18 protein-coding genes are annotated in these 19870 nt (G+C 62.3%); 8 read left to right on the forward strand and 10 right to left on the reverse strand.

Translation table 11 applies throughout. The features are described from left to right. Positions 1–16: 16 nt before the first annotated feature. The 8 genes from H585_RS0115545 (at position 17) to H585_RS0115580 (ending at position 8427) form a co-directional block, all read left to right on the forward strand. Positions 17–730: a class I SAM-dependent methyltransferase gene (locus H585_RS0115545; protein ID WP_027368498.1), complete on the forward strand. Its 714-nt coding sequence runs from the start codon at positions 17–19 to the stop codon at positions 728–730. 145 nt (positions 731–875) lie between these two features. Further along, positions 876–1295: a nickel-responsive transcriptional regulator NikR gene (gene nikR / locus H585_RS0115550; protein WP_005984369.1), complete on the forward strand. Its 420-nt coding sequence runs from the start codon at positions 876–878 to the stop codon at positions 1293–1295. A 23-nt stretch (positions 1296–1318) separates the two neighbouring features. After that, positions 1319–2089: a GTP cyclohydrolase FolE2 gene (gene folE2, locus H585_RS0115555; protein ID WP_027368499.1), complete on the forward strand. Its 771-nt coding sequence runs from the start codon at positions 1319–1321 to the stop codon at positions 2087–2089. Between the two features lie 181 nt (positions 2090–2270). Further along, entirely contained in the window at positions 2271–2651 is a 381-nt protein-coding gene (locus H585_RS0115560) for a flagellar basal body rod C-terminal domain-containing protein (RefSeq protein WP_027368500.1), read from the forward strand. A 165-nt stretch (positions 2652–2816) separates the two neighbouring features. Next, positions 2817–3827 carry a sigma-54 interaction domain-containing protein gene (locus H585_RS0115565; RefSeq protein ID WP_014261630.1) on the forward strand — a complete coding sequence of 337 codons (1011 nt, stop codon included), beginning with the start codon at positions 2817–2819 and terminating at the stop codon, positions 3825–3827. A 93-nt stretch (positions 3828–3920) separates the two neighbouring features. Next, positions 3921–7103 carry a tetratricopeptide repeat protein gene (locus tag H585_RS0115570; protein ID WP_027368501.1) on the forward strand — a complete coding sequence of 1061 codons (3183 nt, stop codon included), beginning with the start codon at positions 3921–3923 and terminating at the stop codon, positions 7101–7103. A 287-nt stretch (positions 7104–7390) separates the two neighbouring features. After that, positions 7391–8200 carry an AmmeMemoRadiSam system protein B gene (amrB, locus tag H585_RS0115575; RefSeq protein WP_027368502.1) on the forward strand — a complete coding sequence of 270 codons (810 nt, stop codon included), beginning with the start codon at positions 7391–7393 and terminating at the stop codon, positions 8198–8200. Between the two features lie 44 nt (positions 8201–8244). After that, positions 8245–8427 (forward strand): hypothetical protein, encoded by a 183-nt coding sequence (locus H585_RS0115580; RefSeq protein ID WP_027368503.1) that lies wholly within the window; start codon positions 8245–8247, stop codon positions 8425–8427. Here the strand turns inward: H585_RS0115580 and ypfJ are convergent. The 10 genes from ypfJ to nusA all read right to left on the reverse strand — a co-directional run bounded on the left by ypfJ (position 8422) and on the right by nusA (position 19844). Then, positions 8422–9267: a KPN_02809 family neutral zinc metallopeptidase gene (ypfJ, locus tag H585_RS0115585; RefSeq protein ID WP_027368504.1), complete on the reverse strand. Its 846-nt coding sequence runs from the start codon at positions 9265–9267 to the stop codon at positions 8422–8424. The two genes, H585_RS0115580 and ypfJ, sit on opposite strands and share 6 nt — an antisense overlap. Before the next feature lie 314 nt (positions 9268–9581). Next, complete coding sequence (gene pnp / locus H585_RS0115590; RefSeq protein ID WP_027368505.1) at positions 9582–11822, reverse strand: polyribonucleotide nucleotidyltransferase; 2241 nt, start codon at positions 11820–11822, stop codon at positions 9582–9584. A gap of 172 nt (positions 11823–11994) precedes the next feature. After that, positions 11995–12264: a 30S ribosomal protein S15 gene (gene rpsO / locus H585_RS0115595; RefSeq protein ID WP_014261624.1), complete on the reverse strand. Its 270-nt coding sequence runs from the start codon at positions 12262–12264 to the stop codon at positions 11995–11997. Positions 12265–12325: 61 nt separating this feature from the next. Beyond that, on the reverse strand, positions 12326–13252 hold the full coding sequence (truB, locus tag H585_RS0115600) for a tRNA pseudouridine(55) synthase TruB (protein ID WP_027368506.1): 927 nt from the start codon (positions 13250–13252) through the stop codon (positions 12326–12328). Between the two features lies 1 nt (position 13253). Continuing rightward, positions 13254–14222 carry a DHH family phosphoesterase gene (locus H585_RS0115605; RefSeq protein WP_027368507.1) on the reverse strand — a complete coding sequence of 323 codons (969 nt, stop codon included), beginning with the start codon at positions 14220–14222 and terminating at the stop codon, positions 13254–13256. Then, positions 14206–14538 (reverse strand): 30S ribosome-binding factor RbfA, encoded by a 333-nt coding sequence (gene rbfA / locus H585_RS0115610; RefSeq protein ID WP_027368508.1) that lies wholly within the window; start codon positions 14536–14538, stop codon positions 14206–14208. Before rbfA ends, H585_RS0115605 begins: the two co-directional genes overlap by 17 nt. 52 nt (positions 14539–14590) lie before the next feature. After that, a complete protein-coding gene (locus tag H585_RS0115615) occupies positions 14591–14878 on the reverse strand; it encodes a DUF503 domain-containing protein (protein WP_005984347.1) in 288 nt (95 codons plus the stop codon). 20 nt (positions 14879–14898) lie between these two features. After that, positions 14899–18075: a translation initiation factor IF-2 gene (infB, locus tag H585_RS0115620; protein WP_027368509.1), complete on the reverse strand. Its 3177-nt coding sequence runs from the start codon at positions 18073–18075 to the stop codon at positions 14899–14901. Continuing rightward, positions 18065–18313, reverse strand: coding sequence for a YlxR family protein (locus tag H585_RS22695; RefSeq protein WP_014261620.1), 249 nt, complete (start codon positions 18311–18313; stop codon positions 18065–18067). Before H585_RS22695 ends, infB begins: the two co-directional genes overlap by 11 nt. Before the next feature lie 46 nt (positions 18314–18359). Next, complete coding sequence (gene nusA / locus H585_RS0115625) at positions 18360–19844, reverse strand: transcription termination factor NusA (RefSeq protein ID WP_027368510.1); 1485 nt, start codon at positions 19842–19844, stop codon at positions 18360–18362. Positions 19845–19870: the final 26 nt, after the last annotated feature.

Below are 19870 nucleotides of genomic sequence, written 5' to 3' on the forward strand. Positions count from 1 at the left end.
TGCACAAGGGGAACGCGTGTTTTTCTCCCTGGCCAAACGCCAACGAACCGGTTCGGTGACCATGACTCAACAAGCCGTCGCCCGCGAACGGCTGCACATCGACGTGTGTGGCAGGACCTGGGCCATTGAGCGCCTGGGCGATCTTGAAGCCCTGTGGGCAAACCTCGGTCATGGCGAGTTCGGCCAGGACGAGCGCATTCCCTATTGGAGCGAGCTGTGGCCAGCCAGCATGCTGCTTTGCGGATGGCTGGAGGAGAATCGCCAAGCCATCAGCGGCAAGGTCTGCCTGGACCTTGGCTGCGGCCTGGGGCTCACGGCCATTGTGGCCGCTTCCTTCGGCGCGCGGGTCCTGGGCATGGATTATGAGCCGGAAGCCCTGCGCTACGCCCGCGAAAACGCGGTCATCAACGACGTGAGCCAGCCTCTGTGGACGGCCATGGATTGGCGCGCCCCGGCGCTCAAGCCGGGCAGCATCGACTTCATGTGGGGCGGAGACATTATATACGAAAGACGCTTTTTCGAGCCCCTGCGTGAACTGTTCGCCTATGCCCTGGCTCCGCAAGGCCGCATCTGGCTCGGCGAGCCGCAGCGCAGCGTGTCCCTGCCGGCTTGGCAGTGGTTGGCCGACAACGGCTGGAACGTGCGCAAGATCGTCACTCGACCGGTGCCGACCGAGGGCTATACCGTTACAGTTAATCTGTGGGAGCTGTCCAAGGCAGATTGCTTATAAGACGCCCGCTCCGGCGTTGACGGCGCAAGTGAATTGCGCCTACGCCGAAGCAAATGGCAAGCCATGCCGACGCATGGCTTGCCGAGCATTTTCAAAAGCAAAATGCTCTAAACAGCTCTGAAGCGCCACGCTCCAAGGAGGACGCATGGGCAAGACAATCCGCTTCGGCGTATCCCTTGATTCCGATTTGTTGGACCAGTTTGATGCGCTCATCGAGGAACACAAATACGAAAATCGTTCCGAGGCCATTCGCGACCTGATCCGCAACAAGCTGGTGGAGAAGGAGTGGGAGGACACGGACAGTCCCCTGGCCGGCACCTTGTCCCTGGTTTTCGATCACCACCAGAGCGATCTGGCCCAGAAGCTCACCGAGATCCAGCACGACTACCACGACCTCATCCTGTCCACCCTGCACGTGCATCTGGATCACCACAACTGTCTGGAAGTGCTCGTGCTGCGTGGTCCGGGCAACAAGATCCGCGACCTGTCACTGCTGCTCATCTCCACCAAGGGCGTCAAGCACGGCAAGCTCGGCCTGACCACCACGGGCCAGGGGTTATCCTGATGGCCGGCCAGACGCCTCCCACAATGCAGGACGTGCAAAGCGCGCCGGCCGAGGTGGCCCTGTCCATCGACCGCGTGGGCGTCAAGCATCTCATGCTGCCGCTCGTCGTGCGCGACAGAGCCCAGGGCGTGCAGCATACCGTGGCCCGCGTGGATTTGGGCGTGGATCTTCCCGCGGCCTTCAAGGGCACGCACATGAGCCGCTTCGTGGAGGCCCTGGAAAATTGGAAGGAAGAGCTGGATTATCATTCCTTCAAGGCCCTGCTCACGGATATCCGCCAACGGCTGAGCGCGCGTAAGGCCTACGTGGTGTTTCGCTTCCCGTACTTCCTCAAGCAAGCCTCGCCCAAGAGCGGCAGCCCCGGCTGGATGAGCTACGAATGCACCCTCACGGGCGAGATGGCTGGCGAGACCATGGTCTTCACCCTGGCCGTGGATGTGCCGGTCATGACCGTTTGCCCCTGCTCCCTGGCCATCAGCGACCAGGGCGCCCATAGCCAGCGGGCCATGGTTCGCGTCATGGCTCGCTTCACGGGCTTCCTCTGGCTGGAGGACCTGATCGAGATCGCCGAGGCTTCTGCTTCCTCCCCGGTCTACACGCTGCTAAAGCGCGAGGACGAGAAGCACGTCACCGAGTCCGCCTTTGCCAAGCCCACCTTCGTGGAGGACGTGGTGCGTGGTGCGGCCCAGCGCCTGGACCGTCATCCCCAGGTGAATTGGTATCGCGTGGAGGTGGAGAGCTTCGAATCCATTCACGCCCACAGTGCCTTCGCCTCCATCGAAAAAACGAAGTAAGTGTTATCCATTCTTAGTGGATGTATTGCATGGTCTGGTGTCGTAACCTGCTGTAATGTAATGTTTTATTGTTAGGCCCGAATTGTGCACATTGTACAGAGCAAGCCTTTCCCTTTCTCGACAGCTATTCGTAACAAGGTTGGCGTAGAAGGCTTAAGCGACTTTAAGTATCGAGGCGGCTATGAACATCTCTCCCAGTCTGCAGGCCTTGGATGCCGTGGCTATCCAGCTCATGGTCACGGCCAACAATGTCGCCAATGTTAATACCGAGGAATTTCGTGCCGCAAGGGTAGACCTGGAAGATGGGTATCATGGACAGGGCGTACGGGTGGCGGACATACGCCGCCGTAGCGACCAGGGTCCGCACATCCCAGACAATCCTGAGCGGCTCGCTGCCGCAGGATATGCCACGGCCGCCGAAGGGTGGGTCCAGGGAAGCAACACCGACTTGGCAGTCGAGCTGACCCAGCTTATGCGCGAGGAGGCGACCTATACGGCCAACCTCCGTGTAATGCGTACTGCGCACGAGATGGCAGGTAATATTATCGAACTCACTGCATGACCTGGCAAAAGCTTGTAACGGATATTAATAGAAAGCAATCTGCTCAGTGCGGTTGAATTAATTGTTCAAGCAGTGTTAGTCATTATATTGACAGTGTTCCCGTAATAGACATAGAAGTATAACGAATCCGCTCCGCCTTATATTTCAGTTCAATTTGGAGTCTTCATGAATCTCAACCTCGCGGGCATCATCGGCGAGAGCCCGGTGCTCAAGGACGTGTTCAAGGTGCTGGCCAAGGTTGCACCCACGGACTCCACTGTACTGGTCACCGGAGAGTCGGGCACGGGCAAGGAGCTGCTCGTGAGGGCGCTGCACCGCAACAGCCGACGTACCGAGAAGCCCTTCGTACCCATCAACTGCGGGGCCATCCCCAAGGAACTTCTTGAGTCGGAGCTGTTCGGGCACGAGAAGGGCGCCTTCACGCATGCCATTCGCACTCGGCCGGGCCGTTTCGAGATGGCCGACGGCGGTACTGTTTTCCTGGACGAGATCGGCGAAATGGATCTTTCCCTGCAGGTCAAGATCCTGCGCGTGCTTCAGGAAAAAGAGTTCGAGCGCGTCGGCGCCACCAAGACCCAGAAGGTCGATGTGCGACTCGTGGCCGCCACCAATCGCGACCTGGAAGGCGAAGTCGCTGCCGGCCGCTTCCGTGAGGACCTGTTCTATCGCCTCAACGTCATACCCATGCATCTGCCGCCCCTGCGCGAAAGGGGCAGGGATGTAATGATCCTGGCCACGCATTTTCTGGCCAAGTTCTGCGAGATGAAGCAGCGTCCGCCCCTGAGCGTCGCTCCAGACGCGGAGGAATTGCTGTTGCGCTACGAATGGCCCGGAAATGTGCGTGAGCTTGTCAACTTCATGGAGCGTGTGTCCATTCTTTGTGAAAGTGACATACTTCGTCCCGCGGACTTGCCCGAGAAGATGTGGCGGAGCGCTGGGATGGACCGGCCTGAGCCTGTCCGTTCCGAATCCCGCGTTGGGTTCGATTGGCCTACCCTCGAAGATATGCGGAATAAGTCAATGGATCTCAAGGACTTCCTTGATTCCATCGAGGATCGGCTGCTTATGGAGGCCCTGACCAGGGCCGAGGGTGTCAAGAATCAGGCTGCGGAGATTCTCGGCATCAAGCGCACCACGCTCATCGAAAAGCTCAAAAAAAAGAAGCTGGCCAACTAATTCCCGCGTCGCGGCCGCCCGGGCTTCGCGTACGCCATCTGCAATTGTTTGTGCACACATTTTGCTTGTCCGGGCTCCATGAGGTCGAAATCCGTGGCCATACTGAACAGGCTGCCATGCCTGATATTGTGCGTACTGCTCGGAGGCATCCTGCCAGCGCGCCTGGAAGCCGTGACCTATTCGGCAGTCTCCAGCGGCGAGGTTGAGCGGCTTGTACTCACCTTCCCGTCGGGCGTTCCAGCTTTCGCCGTATCCCGCACAGGCGAGCGCGAGGTCATCCTTCGTTTTGACGAGACGGCCTGGGCGCGGGAGAAGCGACCGGCAGACTCGGAGGTCAAGGGACGGCTCATCCGCTTCCTGCACCACGTGACCGGCGGCGTGCGCGTCACCATGGCCGACATGGCTTTCGGTTATGTCGCCGAGGAGGGCCCTGGAGCCAACCAGCTCCAACTGACCGTTTTCGTGGACAGCATGGGCAGCCAGTGGACCGCAGCGGACCGAACCCAAGTGGCTCTGCGCCAGCCCAGACCTCTGGATGCGCCTGAACCAGACCAGTCGCCCCGCCCTGACGGCGGGCAGAGTTCACCGGCCAAGGTCGTCACAGCCAAGCCCGCCGACAATGCCGCACCCGCGGCTTCCAAGCCGGTTGAAAAGATTCCTGCCGCGACCGCTGAAGCGCCAGCTCTTCCTGGGCCGGCGATCGTTTCCGCCAAACAGGCCGGTCCCGCGCCCGCGACCGAGACGGCAAGCATTGCGCCTGAAAGGCCGCAAGCTAAGGCCCAGGCCACTGATTCGACTGTTCCGACCGCGGGCAGACCTTTCTTTTCCGTGCCCTATTCCCTGCGCGCTCCGATTCGCTCCGTGGGACCTGAAGAGGCCACGACCTACAGCACCACGCCGGTTATCGGCCAGGGGCCCAAGGTGGCCATGAACATCGCTCCTGTACGGGGCCAGGCGAAGCAGCCCGAGGCTTCCGCCGGCTCCACGGCTGCCGCTCCAGCCGTTCCGGCTCCCCCGGCTCCTCCGGCTCCTCCGGCTCCCTCATCTCTCAAAGATGCGCCTGCCCCTCAAGCTGTTCCAGCCGCGGGTCAGCCCGGGAACGAAACCAAGCCCGCCGTGCAGGCATCTCCAGTTCCACAAGCCAGCTCGACGGCCCCGGAAGGCCAGACCGCCAAGCCTGTGACAGAACCTGCGTCAGGCACGGAACAGGCCGAAGGCGTGGCCAACGACAAGACGGCTGCCACAGCGGCCAAGGATACGGACGATACCGGCCCAGTGGATGAAAAGGGCAAGCCGATCCTGACCCACGAGGAGCTGTACCAGGTGGCGGTGCGGCATTTCATCAACAGCGAGTACAAAGAGGCCATCGAAGTCTATAAGCAGCTGCGCGCCAACCCCGAGGTCAAGGGGAATATGCGCGAGGAAGTGCTGCACAATTTGGCTCAGGCCTCGTACAACCTTTACCGCGACACCTTGCGCGACCACTTCCACGAGGTCGTGGGCGCCTTGGAGGCGGCCATCAACTTCAAGCCCGACTCCGAGAAGGTGCCGCAGGCGCTCCTGCAGCTCGGACTGGCCCATCTGCGCGTGGACAACATCCCCGAGGCCAGCGCCTATTTCAAAATCCTGACGGAGAAGTATCCCCAAGACTTGAATGTCCCGTACATCGATTTTTACTGGGGCGATTACTACTACCGTAAAGGCAAGTACCGCGAGGCGGCCGACGCCTATCAGGTCGTGGTCCAGGACCATCCCGACTCGCCCATTATCCGCGATGCGTCCTTGGGCTTGGCCCGCTCCCTGGAAAAATTGGAGTATTACGAGCAGGCCTATCAGATCGTGGACTTCATCGATAAGCGCTGGCCCCGTTTCTACATCGAGGATCCCGAGTTCCTGAGGCTGTCCGGCGAACTGGCCAACCGGTTGCAGAAATTCGGCGAGGCCAAGGACGACCTCTGGAACTATTACAACATGCAGCCTGCCGCCACGGGCAACGACGTGATCCTGGCCCGCATCGGCGACATATATCTGCGAGCCGGCCAGCGCAACGCGGCGCGTGATATCTACCGCACCGTGGCCGCTCGCTACCCCGAGGACGAGGGTGGCCTTGTGGCCAAGATGCGCCTGGCCGAAGAAGGCATTTACGACAGCCCGACACTGGATCAGATGTACAAGGTATTCGACAGGCCGTTCAACCTGCGGCCCGAGGAGATCTATACACAGATCGTCCGCAAGTACCCCAAGAGCGCCTTGGCGCCTTTGGCCCAGCTCAAGCTGTCCATGTGGCATCTTTTCAGCAATCGCTATTTGGACACCCTGGCCGACGTGAACACAATGCTGCGGCTTTTCCCGAGCAGCGAGTTGACGCCCAAGGCTTTGGACGTTGGGCTCAAGGCTTTCGAGCAGAATGCCCGGCATATGGCGCAGGAGGAGAACTTCGCGCGCATCGTGGACACATGGGATCGCTATCCCTTCCTCGCCAAGCGTGGGGACTCCCTTAGTCCGCAGACCAGGCTTCTGGTTGCCACGAGCATGAGTTCGGTGGGCCGCCCGGGCGACGCCCTGGAGATCGCCAAGCCGCTGCTGGCGGGCGCCATGCAGGGCGAAAGCTCCCAAGGCGCCATGATGTTGGCCGTGCACATCTACCTGGAAGAGGAAGCCTGGGGGCAGATCGAGGCCATGTCCAAAGTGGTCGAGAAGTGGAACCTGCCTCCGGAGCGTCGCCGTCAGTTCGATTTCTCCCTGGCCCTGGCCCTGGAAAATCTGGGCAAGCCAGAATTGAGCCTGCCCATCTGGACCAAGCTGGCTGCGGATATGCAGCTTGAAACCGAGCAGCGCGGCTATGCCTTGTATTACATGTCGCGCGCCGCGGCCCAGAAGGAAGACTTCCGCAACCAGTATCTCTACAGCCACGAGGCTCTGAATCTGTTCCTCCAGTCCGGCCGCGACAAGGAGAAGGTCAAGGACTGCCTCCTCTCCCTCGTGGAGGTCTGCCGCAAGGTTAACCAGTTGGAACAGGCTCTGCACTGGGCCTTGGAATACGACAAACGCATCACGGATGCCGACCCTGAATGGCCCGCCTCCCGTTTCCGCCTGGCCGAGATTCATCGCGGCCTTGGCAACGACGGCGAATGGAGGCGGAATTTGAACGAACTCATCAAGAAGAAGCCCGACAGCCTTTTTGGCCGCATGGCTGCATCCACATTCGAATCCATGGCCTTGGAGCGAAAGGTGGACCGCTACCGCCCCGAAATCGACGAGGCCGCAGGGCGTTAACGTCCCTGGAAGAACGGTTGTGCGGCCAAGAAGGTCCGCCCCTCCGTTCCTTGCATGCACGCCCGCAAGCTGGTTGAGGTCTCACATATCCTTCGGCGCTGCCCCGGCCCCCTGAAAGGCCGGGGCAGCGCCGTTTCGTTGCATGGATGGCAGTCTTCGCGTGTAAGCCCGGCGACAGCGCGTGCTGGACTGTACGATCGTGCGAACTGTCGCCTATCCCGCTTCCCCGGTCCGATGCTTTGCGTTAGTATTTAAGCAGCGCCATGCATTGCTCAAGGAGGTGTTCCATGAACCGCAGACCCGTGGTGGCCGGGCAGTTCTACCCAGGCCAGGCCGACCAGCTCGAATCCATGGTCGGCGAATACCTGTCCAAGGCGGGCGCTAAGGCCCAGGAGCACACCATCCTGGCCATGACGCCCCATGCCGGCTACGTTTTTTCCGGCTCCGTGGCAGGCCAGACACTGGGGCGAGCCAACCTGGCCAAGACCGTCCTGCTTTTGGGGCCGAATCACACGGGCATGGGCAGTCGTTTCGCCGTGTGGAGCGATGGGATATGGGAATTGCCCGGCGGCGGCCTGAACGTGAACGAGGGCTTGGCCAAGGCCATCATAAAGGCCGATGCGCGGCTCGTGGCCGACCAGACCGCCCATGTCCGCGAGCATTCCCTGGAGGTTGTGCTGCCGTTCCTGCGCGCCATCGATTCGGAAACGACCATCATACCCATCGCGGTGGCTGAGCCAAGGCTCGAGGTATTGCTGGAGGTGGGCGCGGCCATTGGCAGGGTGCTGGCGAGCTGGAAGCATCCCGTATCAATGGTCGTCAGCTCGGACATGAGCCATTACGTGACCCATGAGGAGGCCAAGCGCTGGGATTCCATGGCTCTTGAGCCTATCCTGGCCCTGAATCCGTCCGAGGCTTACCGTGTTGTGCGCGAGAGCGGCATATCCATGTGCGGCATCATGCCCATGACCGTGGGTTTGACCGCGGCCGAGTCATTGGAAGCCAGCAAGGCCGAGTTGGTGGCCTACGCGACATCGGGCGAGACCAGCGGGGACTATACCCAGGTGGTGGGCTACGCGGGCGTGCTCGTGAGTTGATTCGCGAGGAGAGCGGCCTTGTACCTTGGGATGTGCCTTATAGCGTGGACGAGGCTCAGCGTCTGATCCACGATTCCGAGGCTTTCAGCCGCATGGCCAGCGGCGCGGCTGGACGAGGCGCGCTGGGTGCGGCTGCCGGCGCGAGCCTGGGCGCTCTCCTGGGGCTCATCGGCGGCGGCGACAACATCTGGAAAGGCGCGGCAATCTCACGGCTCATCCTGCTATAGATCGTCCGATTCAAACGTATCGCAGGAATTGAGGTCGCCGGACGTGAAGCCGTGCATGAACCAGCGCATGCGCTGCTCCGAGGAGCCGTGGGTGAAAGAGTCTGGCACGACCTCGCCCCGGCTCCTGCGCTGCAGGGTGTCGTCGCCGATCTGGCTGGCTGCATTGAGAGCCTCGTCGATGTCGCCCTCTTCGATGATATTCCGCTCGCGGTCGGCGTAGTGGGCCCATAACCCGGCGAAGCAGTCGGCCTGCAGCTCAAGCATCACCGAGAGCCGATTAGCCTGGGACTCGTCCATGCGCTGCTGCGCTTCACGCACCTGCCCGCTCAGGCCCAGGAGGTTCTGCACGTGATGGCCGACCTCGTGGGCGACGACGTAGGCCCGGGCGAAATCGCCGGGCGCGCCCAACTGACGGCTGAGCTGCTCGAAAAAGCCAAGGTCCAGGTAGACCTGACTGTCCAGCGGGCAGTAGAAGGGTCCTACGGCCGAGCTGGCGGTGCCGCAGGCCGATTGCACAGCATCCGTGAACAGTACGAGCGTGGGCTTGCGATACGTCCCGCCATTCCTCTGGAAGATCCCGCCCCAGACGTCCTCGGTTTCGGCCAGGACCACGGACGTGAAGTCGGCCAGCTCCTGCTCCTCGGCCGTGGGCGGGCGGTTGTCCTGCGTGGCCACGGGGCTGCCCGGCCCGAGGATAACGCCCGGATCGACGCCCAGGAACATGGCCAGCAGGGCCAGCACGACCATGCCGATGCCCCCGCCGACGATGCCTGCCCGGCCGATGCGCATGCCGCGCCGATCCTCGATGTGCTCACTACGCCGTCCGGTCTTCCAGCGCATGTGCTCCTCCTGCCTAGAGTATCTGTCGTCCGCTAAGGGCGAATCGACGACTGGAAGCATAGCAGCGCAGTAGTGTGGAGGGAAAGGCGTTTTCGATGCGCGAGTTGTAGCTCTCATGGTGTGGTTTGGTGCTGCATCGCCCGGCACTTTGACGGGGAGATGGGAGCCTAGGCATTCTATTTCTGGCCGAAGCTGGTCAGGGAGCGAGCGGTGTCATCTCGTAGGCGATGTGCTTAAGGTGAAACGAAAAGGCCGGGAGCATAACGCCCCCGGCCTATCATTTGTCTATCCGCTAGCCCTGCGGGCAGCTGGATCTATCGGCGTCCGCCGCCGCCTCCGCCGCTGCGTCCACCACGGTCGCCGCCGCGTCCGCCACGGTCGCGGTCACCGCCACGGCCTCCGCCGGAAGGGGCGGAGAAAGCGCCCAGGTCAACTTCCTGGCCAGCCTGCTCCATGAGCCAAGCCTTGCGCGACAGGCGCACTCGGCCGTTGGGCTGAACTTCCACGACCTTGACCGTGACTTCCTGTCCCGTGGACAGGAGGTCGGCGACGTTCTCAACACGGTCCACATCAAGCTGCGAAACGTGCAGCAGACCTTCCACGCCGGGCATGATCTGCACGATGGCGCCGCAGTCGATGATCTTGGTCACGGTGCCTACGTAGTTCTTGCCCACGTCCGGGGTCTGATCGTAGTAGAGCACCATTTCCCGCGCCTTGACCATGGATTCCGAGGTGGGCGCGAAGATCTGGATGCGGCCCGAGTCCTCGATGTCGATGTCCGCGCCGGTTGCCGCGGTGATGGCCTTGATGTTCTTGCCGCCGGGTCCGATGACTTCGCGGATCTTCTCGGGGTTGATCTGCACCACATCGTACTGCGGAGCCAGCTCGGACAGGTCCGTGCGCGGCGCCGGCAGGATCTTGGCCATCTCCTCAAGGATGAGCATGCGGGCTTCCTTGGCCTGGGCCAGGGCGCGCGCGAGCACTTCCTGCGGGATGCCCGCAATCTTGATATCCATCTGGATGGCCGTGACGCCCTCGGCCGTGCCGGCGACCTTGAAGTCCATGTCGCCCATGGCGTCTTCGTCGCCGAGAATGTCGGTCAGCACGAAGTAATCGTCATCGACTTTGGCCAGACCCATGGCGATGCCGGCAACCGGGGCCTTGATGGGCACGCCGGCGTCCATGAGCGCCAAGCAACCGCCGCAGACCGCGGCCATGGACGAGGAGCCGTTGGACTCCATGGTCTCGGCCACCACGCGGATGGTGAACGGGAATTCGCCGTCGGCGGGCAGAACGGGCTTGATGGCGCGCTCGGCGAGGTTGCCGTGACCGATCTCGCGGCGCGACGGGCCGCGCAGGAAACGGGCCTCGTTCACGCAGAAGGGCGGGAAGTTGTAATGCAGCATGAAGCCCTTGGTGATCTCGCCCGTAAGCGTCTCGATGCGCTGCTCGTCGCGCGAGGAGCCCAGGGTGGCGATGGCCAGGGACGATGTCTCGCCGCGCTTGAACAGGGCCGAGCCGTGAGTCTGGGGCAGCAGGCCGACTTCGATGGACAGCGGCCGCACCGTGGTCAGATCGCGGCCGTCGATGCGCACGCCCCTGCTCTTGATGCGCTCGCGCATGATTTCCTTCTCGAGAGCCTCCATGGCTTCAGGAAGGTCCTTCTTGATCTTGTCGGCATTTTCCGGGTCACGCTCGGAGAGGATGCGCAGGACCTCGTCCTTGACCTCGGAGCGGGCTTTCTTGCGCTCAAGCTTGGCGGCGATGGACAGCGCGGCATCGAATTTGGCCTTGCCCAATTCGCGCACGATGCTCATGAACTCGGTTTTTTCGGCTGGCGGGGTGAAGGCGATCTTGGGCCTGCCAATCTTCTCGCGCAGTTCGTCCTGCAGATCGAACAGCGGAATGATCATCTTATGGCCGAAGGCGATGGCCTCGGCCAGCAGGTCCTCGGACATGAACTCGGCGCCGCCCTCAACCATGACCACGGCGTTGCGCGAGGCGGCCAGGACCATGTTCAAGCTGGAGAGCTCGGTGATGTTCTGGTAGGTGGGGAAAGCGACGAATCCGCCGTTCACGTAGCCCACGCGCGTGCTGGCCAGGGGACCGTTGAACGGGATCTTGGAGATGTGCAGGGCGGCCGAGGCGCCGGTTACGGCGAGTACGTCCGGGTTGACGTTCTTATCCGCGGACAGGACCGTGGCGATGATCTGCACCTCGTCGCGGAAGCCCTTGGGGAAGCTGGGGCGCAGCGGCCGGTCGATGAGCCGGGAGACCAAGGTCTCACGATCGCTGGGACGGCCGATCTCGCGGCGGAAGTAGCCGCCGGGAATGCGGCCCGCGGCATAGGACATTTCCTGGTAGTTGCAGGTCAAGGGAAAGAAGCCCTTGTCCTCGGGCAGAGCCTGTGTCACGGCCGTGACCAGGACCACTGTATCGCCGGAACGCACGAGCACCGCGCCGTCAGCCTGATTGGCGAAACGGCCCGTCTCCAGCTCGATGTCGATGCCGGCGACGTTTGTCGATATTCGGATGGGTTCGAATGGCTTAAGCATGCATGAAACCTCGCGAGTTGACGCGTGTACGGTAACCCCCCAAGGTTCTAGCTGGACTGCGACGAGGGTCCTTCGGGTTGTATCCGAGAGAAGGGCGCCCGGCGACAGCCAACTAAAACAAAGCTAGGGGGCATGCGGAGAGGCCCCGCGTATGCGGGGCCTCTCCGTTGGCCTACTTGCGGATGCCGAGCTTCGCGATCAGGTCGCGATAGCGCTGCACATCCACTTTCTTAAGATAGTTAAGAAGCTTGCGGCGCTGGCCGACCAGCTTCAGCAGACCCGTACGCGAGTGGTAGTCCTTGGTATGGGTCTTGAAGTGGCCGGTCAGGTACTCGATGCGGGCCGTCAGCAGGGCGACCTGCACCTCGGGGGAGCCGGTGTCTCCCTCGTGCTTCTTATGTTCCTCGATCACTTGGCTCTTCTGAGCAGCTGTCATTACCACAGCGGTATCCTCCGATTAGGGATCATTGTTATTTAAATGCTGCCTCTATCATATAGCGGCGCTAGAACAATCCCCGCAAAATGACCCACTTGAGGCGTCCTTCCAGGTGACGGGCCTCGGCCAGGGCCAACGGCTCTCCAGCCTCGGAGAGCAGGGCCTTGACGCCGGGGCTCGCGGATTTGGCCAGATCCGGGGCTACGGGGATGCGCATGCCGTTGCGCACTCCTTTTGCCTCGTCCGGGCCAAGCTCCACCTGGAGCCAACCCTTCAGGACCTCGGCTATGGGCAGGACCCTGGCTCCGAACCCTTCGGGGTCGGACAGGGTCTCCTCCAGGCCATGGGCCTGGCCGAGACTGAATGGCTCGCTCTCCTCACGGGTCAACGCGGTCATTGTCGCGCCGCACCCAAGTCGCTTCCCCAGGCTGTGGACCAGGGAGCGTACATAGGTTCCTGCGGAACAGGCCACCCTGAAGGCGACCTCGGGCGGTTGCACCATGAGCGCTTCCGCCGTGTAAACCGTCACGTCTTTTTCCTTGACCGGGACTTCCTCTCCGGCGCGGGCCAACTCGTACAGGGGACGCCCCTGGTGCTTGGCTGCGGAATAGGCCGGCACTTCCTGCAGCGAAGTGCCTTTCCAGTCAAGGACGGCCCGGCGGATCTCTTCGGGATCCAATCCATCGCAAGGCCGTTCTTCGACAACTTTACCCTGAATGTCGTAGGTATCAGTGGCCAGCCCTAGACGCAAGGCTCCCTGATAGGTTTTGCGCGCGCCCAGGAGATGCGTCGCCAGGCGGGTAGCCTTGCCAAGAAGCACCACGAGCACGCCCGAGGCAAGAGGGTCCAGGGTTCCGGCATGGCCGATGACCGGCTGTCCCAATTCGCGTTTGATGCGGTTGAGGCAATCGGTGGACGTGGGGCCTGACGGCTTGTTGAGCACCAGCACCCCGTGGAGCTGGCGCGTATCCTCTCTGCGCCTGCGGCGGCCCATGCTAGAGAGTCTCCGCAAAAGTGCGCAGGGCTTGGACGAGGCTGCTTTCGGCCTCGGACATGGATGCGAAAATAGTCCCGCCGGCTGCATTCTTGTGCCCGCCGCCGCCGAAGGACGCGGCCATGGGCTGAACATTCACGTTGCCGGACGAGCGAAGGGAAAACTTGATCTCTTTGGGACCGTCCTCGCGCAGGCTGGCGGCAACGGCCACACCCTTGATGCGCCGCACGGTATTGATAATGCCGTCCGTGTCCTGCATGCCGGTGCCGGTTGCATCCAGATCCTGGCGGGTGATGGTCACCAAGGCGATCTTGCCGCTATCCAGAAGCTGTGTGCGGCTCAGAACGCGGCTCCAGAGCTGAATGCGTTCCAGGGGCTGTTGATTCTGCAGCTTGGCGTTGAACTGGCCGGGCTTGAGGCCCAGGCGCACGATCTCCGCGGCCAACTCCAGGACGCGGGCCGTGGTGTTGTCGTAGCTGAAGCTGCCCGTATCCGTGGTCAGGCCCAGGAACACGGCTTCGCCAAGGGAGCCTTCCAGGGGAAAGCCCAACTCCCGCGCGATCTGAGCGGCCATCTGGCTGGTGGAAGCCATGGAGGTGTCCACCCAGTTGACGGAACCGAAACCCGGATTGCCCAGGTGGTGGTCTATGTTGATGAGCCGCTGGCGGTCCACCCAGGTCATAAGCGCATCGCCGGCTCGGTGCAGATCTCCACAATCGAGTGTGATGGTCCAGCAGGCAGGGCAGTCGGGAATGGACGTCGCGATGGGCGCCGGCAGGCTCAGCCATGCGAAGTCGCGAGGCAGACCGGATTGGTTGTACAACGTGAAGCGCTTGCCCAGGCGCTGCAGCACGAAACCCACTGCAGCCATGGACCCGATGGCGTCGCCGTCGGGATTCACGTGCGCGGTGACCAGGAAGTCGTCTTCCGTGCGCAGGATGTGGGCGATGTCCTTACTCGGGATGCTCATAGACCATGGTCTCGAGGAATTCGTCGAAGCGGAAGCGCAGTTCCGGCACTTTACGCAGCTTGAGCCGCTTGCCCAAGCGGGTGCGCAGGAAGCCCTTGGCTTTCTCCAGAGCCTTGTCCACGTCCTCGCGGGGGTGCAGCTCCGCTGAGTAGGTCACGAAGACCTCAGCCACGGAGATGTCGGCATTGAGGCGCACGCCGCTCACGGTAATCAGCTCGAGCCTGGGATCCTGGACCTCTTCGGCCAGCAGGTTGCCGAGCTCGCGCATGATCTCTTCGCTCAAGCGCACGGATCGTCTTGATGTGGCGTGCTTCATTGGTATCCTCAGACGAACCGGCCGGGTTAGCCCCGGCCGGTAGTCATGTCTATCAGTCGCTGAAGTACTCGGTGGAGCAGTCCACCAGATCTTCGGTGGATGCAGCCTCGACCATGTTGAGCGCCTTGGTCAGTCGCCCTTGCACAGCCTGGGTATCGGGTCCGCAGGTGACCACGCCGAGCACTAGTCGCGTGTGGCTGTCCTGGGACTCGATCTCGCTCACGGACACGTTGAACTTGTTGCGCAGCTTCTGCTTCATGCTGTTGGTGAAGCTACGCTTGCCCTTGAGCGAATCATTGTCATGCAGCGCGAACTCCAGGCGCAGTACTCCTATCATCATCCTCTAATATCAAACCTCTTCTACAGCGTGGCCTTGGTCTCCACGTGCTCGAAAGCCTCGATGACGTCGCCGATCTTGATGTCGTTGAAGTTCTCAAGACCCACACCGCACTCGTAGCCCTTGGCGACTTCCTTGACGTCGTCCTTGAAGCGCCGCAGCGACGAGAGCTTGCCCGTGTAGATTACCACGCCGTTGCGCAGCAGGCGCACGCTCGCATTACGCAAGAGCTTGCCGTCGGTGACGCCGCAGCCGGCCACAGTGCCCACCTTGGGCACGCTGAAGGTGTCGCGCACCTCGGCCTGGCCAAGGTACTGCTCGCTGATGACCGGCGCGAGCATGCCGGTCATGGCATCCCGGATCTCGTCCACGAGCTTGTAGATGACGTCGTAGTAACGCATCTCCACCTTCTCGCGGTCGGCGATCTCGCGGATCTTGGCCGTAGCACGGATGTTGAATCCGATGATGATGGCATCCGAGGCAGAGGCCAGCAGGATGTCCGATTCGGAGATGGCGCCCGCGCCGCTGTGTACGATATCGATCTTGACCGCCTCGGTGGACAGCTTGCGCAGGGACTCGGAGATGGCCTCCAGGGAGCCCTGCACGTCGGCCTTGAGCACGATGTTGAGCGTCTGGAGCTCGGCATTGGGCTTGGACAGGAGGAAGGACTCCAGGGTGACCTTGGTCTCCTTGGCCAGGGTGCGCTCGCGCTGCTTGATCTGGCGAGCCTCGGCGATGCGCCGGGCCACCTTTTCGTCGGCAACGGCCACGAACTCGTCACCCGCATCAGGCACGCCGTCGAAGCCTTGGACTTCCACCGGAATGGCCGGACCGGCATCGTTTATCTTGCGGCCGGCGTCGTCGAACATGGCGCGAACCTTGCCGAAGCGCAGACCGCATACGAACGAATCGCCCTGGCGCAGGGTGCCTTCCTGGATGAGCACGGTACCCACGGGACCGCGACCCTTGTCCAGCTTGGCTTCGACGATGTGGCCGCGAGCCGGCTTATTCGGGTTGGCCTTGAGATCGAGAACCTCGGCCTGCAGCAGGATCATCTCCAACAGTTCGTCAATGCCTTCCTTCTGCTTGGCAGATACGTAGGCATAAATGGTATCACCACCCCAATCCTCGGGCGAGAGACCGAGATCGGCCAGCTCGCGCTTGACGCGGTCGGGGTTGGCTCCTTCCTTGTCCATCTTGTTCACGGCTACCACCAGAGGCACGCCTGCGGCCTTGGAGTGGCTCACCGCTTCGCGGGTCTGCTCCATGACGCCGTCATCGGCTGCCACCACGAGCACCACAAGGTCGGTGACCTGGGCTCCGCGAGCGCGCATGGCCGTGAAGGCCTCGTGGCCCGGCGTATCCAGGAAGACAATCTCGCCGCGCGCGGTGGTCACATGGTAGGCGCCGATGTGCTGGGTAATGCCGCCAGCTTCGCCATCCGCGACCTTGGACACGCGAATGGCGTCCAAGAGCGAGGTTTTGCCGTGGTCGACGTGGCCCATGATGGTTACTACCGGGGGCCTGGACAGGAGCGTCTCGGCTGCGTCCGGCTCGGTCGGCAGGAGATAGGTGTCTTCCGAGAAGCCGACCTTCTCCACTTCGTAACCGAACTCCTGGGCCACAACCGTGGCCGTATCGATATCCAGGGCCTGATTGATGGTGGCCAGCACGCCGAGACCCATGAGCACACGGATGATCTCGGGCGCTTTAATGCCCATCTGATGGGCCATGTCGGAGACGCGGATGGCCTCGTCGATTCTGAGCTTGCGCTTGGCTGCCTTCATGGGCGCCGTACCGGTCAGCTCAGGCTGCATGAGGCCGCGGGACTTCTTGCCCTTGCGGACCTTGCCGCGTGTGGGACGGTCGCCGAGATCGGCCACGGCGGCCTTCTTCTGCTTCACGTCGGCACCGCGCGCGCCGTCAACGACCTCGCCGCCAAAGTTGACGACTCGCTTATCCTTTTTGCGCCGCCTGCGCGCCTCCTCGGAGGTGGGGACCGTTTCGGTCGGAGCTCCACCAGGCCTTGCGGGCCGGAATGGAGGACGCGGGCCGCCGGGACCGCCGGGACCGCTGGGACGTCCGGGGCCACCAGGACCACCGGGGCCACCAGGCCGGCCTGGACCACCGGGTCCGCCGAATCCACCGGGCCGTCCAGGTCCACCGGGACCACCGGGCCGGCCAGCTCCTGGGCGCAGGTCAGGTCGAAGGTCAGGCCGCAAATCAGGGCGCAGATCAGGCCTCAAGTCGGGGCGCAGATCGGGCCGCTCGGGGCGTTGCCCCGGCTGAAAACGCTGCCCAGCCTGAGGACGCTGATCGAGCTGCGGTCGCGGCTGCGCCGGCTGCACGGGCTTCGCCGGGGCCGGCTCCGGCCTGGCGATAATCCGCACCTGAGGACCGCTGAACTTTTCTTTCTCCGTGGGGCGCTTGGGCTTGCGCTTGCGACGGCCGTGCTCGTCGAGCTGGCCTTCCTCCGTTTCCACCTGTGTGCCGGAGATATGGGCCTGCACAGGTGCTTCTTCAGGACCGGCGACTTCGGGAGCGCGTTTGTCGCTGGCCATGCCGGCAGGAGCTTCACCACCGGACAGATCTTGATCCTCTTGCCCCAGCGGAGCGCCTGTGAGGATTTCCGAAGGTGCTTCCTTGGGAGTGAACGACGATGTATCCGCGCCAAGGTCAGGATAAATATCATCCTTGGGCCGGGGCTTGACGTCGGGAGCGGGCTCGGGGGCGACTTCGGGTTCGGCTACGCTGAACGCCTGGTTCTGCTCGGGGGTTAGAATAATCTTGGCATCCGCGAAAGTCGTCTCCAATGGGGGCTCCTGGGCCGGCTCCTCGGGGGCGGGAGGAGTCTGCGCGATTTTTGGCTCGGCTTTGTGCTCGACCGCCTCGGGGGCTTCGGCAGCGAGCTCTTCGTCCGCCTCGATCAAGCCTTCCTCGCCTTCGGCCTCCTCGGGAGCGCCGGGACGAGCCCGCTTGCGGCGGCGAACAACGACTCCAGGCTGGATCTCCTTGCGGATGACTTCCGTGGACGGACGGCCACCAGAAAGCTGTGAACGGATCTCCACGACCTGCTCGTCGCTCAGGCTGCTCATGAGGCTCTTGACTGGAATGTCCAGCTCCCTCAGCTTGTTGAGCAACTCTTTGTTGCCGATGCCCAGCTCGGCCGCCAGGTCTTTTACTTTCATCTTATCTGCCATGCGCAACCCCCTTGCATTTCTTCTGCCTGGCCCTGTAGCCAGCTAGCCGTCTTTCGCATGCCTCGTCCGAGCAGACATAATAACCGCGCCCCTGCATGGTCTGCTTCGGATCGTGGACGAGCCCTGGCTGCTCCTGGGCGCCGGCCCCGCATGCCACATGACGCTTAAGTTCCCGCTTTGGGAAGCGTCTGCGGCATATCACGCACATGCGTACGGGTGTGCTCATCTCTGCGTGCATTATAAAACACTAATCAGGGCGGTCCATCATGCAACCGCCCCGACGGTTATTCCTCTTCTATTCTCTTGCCGGACTCACTTGCGGCCGGACTTTCCTCATCTTCGTGCTCCGCGCCCGAGGCCAACAACTCGGCCTCGGCCTGGGCTTCCGTCTCGGTCAGGTCTTCGACCTTGTCCAGGGTGACATCCCCGGCCTCCTCGGAGAGGATTGAGTAGTCGCCCGGCGTGGGTTCCTCGGCGGCATCGGCCTGCACATCTTCCCCTATCTCACCTTCGGTCATGTCCGCAGGGGTGGCGTAAGCGGAAGGAGCCAGCAGCTTGATGGCCGCATGCAGGTCGTTGATCTTGGATTCGCTCATGCCGCGGATCTTGAGCAGATCCTCATCCTCGGCGCGGGCGACTTCTTCCAGAGAGTCGAAACCGGCTTCCAGGAAACGCTCAATGTTGATTTCGACAACATTGGCGACCTGCTCAAGCGTTTGACGTGCGGCGTGAAGCTCGCCGTATCTGCTTTCGGTAAAGATGTCGATCTTCCAACCCAGGAGCTTGGACGCGAGCTTGACGTTCTGGCCCTTGCGGCCGATGGCCAGGGTCAACTGGTCATCCGGCACCACCACTTCGAGCAGGTTCTCCTCCTCGTCCACGGTGATGCGCGTTATCAGCGCCGGAGACAGAGCATTGCGCGCGTAGTCGGCAATGTCCGGCTTCCAGACAACGATGTCGATGCGCTCGCCGCGAAATTCCTGAACGATATTCTGGATGCGCGAACCGCGGATGCCCACGCAAGCGCCGACCGGATCCACGTCGCGATCACGGGACATGACGGCCACCTTGGCCCGACTGCCCGGATCGCGGGCCACGCCCATGATCTTGACCACGGAATCGGCCACTTCGGGCACTTCGCGGCGGAACAGGGCGGACATGTATTCGGGATGCGAGCGCGAGAGGATGACCTGCGGTCCGCGGCCTTCCTTGAGCACGTTGATTATGTAGCCCTGTACGCGGTCGCCGCGCTTGTAGCGCTCCTTGGGAATCTGCTCCTCGCGGGGCAGGAGCGCCTCGGTGCGGCCCAGGTTGATGATCCAGCCCGAGCGGTCGCGGCGCTGAATGATGCCGCTGACGATCTCGCCCATGCGGTCTTTATACTCTTCGAAAATGATTTCCTGCTCGGCGTCGCGCATGCGCTGGATGATGACCTGCTTGGCCGACTGGGCGGCGATGCGGCCAAGATCCTCGATATTGAGCTTGAAGCCGATATCATCGTCCATCTGCACGCCGGGGTCGTGCTGGCGGGCGTCTTCCATGGAGATCTCGGTGTTGGGGTCCTCGACCTCATCCACCACGACCTTGTAATGGAAGACCTCGATCTCGCCGGTGTCCTCGCTGAAGTTGACCTCTATGTCGAGTTCATCACCATACTTGCGTACGACCGAGGATCGGACGGCCTCTTCAAGGGTATCCACGAGCAGGTCGCGATCGATACCCCTGTCCTTGCTGATCTGGTCGATGGCCTTCCTCAGTTCACTGCCCATGGCGTACCTCCGATGTGCATGCGGCG

The organism is Desulfocurvibacter africanus subsp. africanus DSM 2603 (genome assembly GCF_000422545.1).
GTDB lineage: Bacteria > Desulfobacterota > Desulfovibrionia > Desulfovibrionales > Desulfovibrionaceae > Desulfocurvibacter > Desulfocurvibacter africanus.

Bases quoted from the DNA above. Each gene is read 5' to 3' on its own strand.
- nikR (WP_005984369.1), top strand. From the start codon at position 876: ATGGGCAAGACAATCCGCTTCGGCGTATCCCTTGATTCCGATTTGTTG.
- folE2 (WP_027368499.1), top strand. From the start codon at position 1,319: ATGCAGGACGTGCAAAGCGCGCCGGCCGAGGTGGCCCTGTCCATCGAC.
- H585_RS0115560 (WP_027368500.1), top strand. From the start codon at position 2,271: ATGAACATCTCTCCCAGTCTGCAGGCCTTGGATGCCGTGGCTATCCAG.
- H585_RS0115565 (WP_014261630.1), top strand. From the start codon at position 2,817: ATGAATCTCAACCTCGCGGGCATCATCGGCGAGAGCCCGGTGCTCAAG.
- amrB (WP_027368502.1), top strand. From the start codon at position 7,391: ATGAACCGCAGACCCGTGGTGGCCGGGCAGTTCTACCCAGGCCAGGCC.
- ypfJ (WP_027368504.1), bottom strand. From the start codon at position 9,267: ATGCGCTGGAAGACCGGACGGCGTAGTGAGCACATCGAGGATCGGCGC.
- pnp (WP_027368505.1), bottom strand. From the start codon at position 11,822: ATGCTTAAGCCATTCGAACCCATCCGAATATCGACAAACGTCGCCGGC.
- truB (WP_027368506.1), bottom strand. From the start codon at position 13,252: ATGGGCCGCCGCAGGCGCAGAGAGGATACGCGCCAGCTCCACGGGGTG.
- H585_RS0115605 (WP_027368507.1), bottom strand. From the start codon at position 14,222: ATGAGCATCCCGAGTAAGGACATCGCCCACATCCTGCGCACGGAAGAC.
- rbfA (WP_027368508.1), bottom strand. From the start codon at position 14,538: ATGAAGCACGCCACATCAAGACGATCCGTGCGCTTGAGCGAAGAGATC.
- H585_RS0115615 (WP_005984347.1), bottom strand. From the start codon at position 14,878: ATGATGATAGGAGTACTGCGCCTGGAGTTCGCGCTGCATGACAATGAT.
- infB (WP_027368509.1), bottom strand. From the start codon at position 18,075: ATGGCAGATAAGATGAAAGTAAAAGACCTGGCGGCCGAGCTGGGCATC.
- H585_RS22695 (WP_014261620.1), bottom strand. From the start codon at position 18,313: ATGCACGCAGAGATGAGCACACCCGTACGCATGTGCGTGATATGCCGC.
- nusA (WP_027368510.1), bottom strand. From the start codon at position 19,844: ATGGGCAGTGAACTGAGGAAGGCCATCGACCAGATCAGCAAGGACAGG.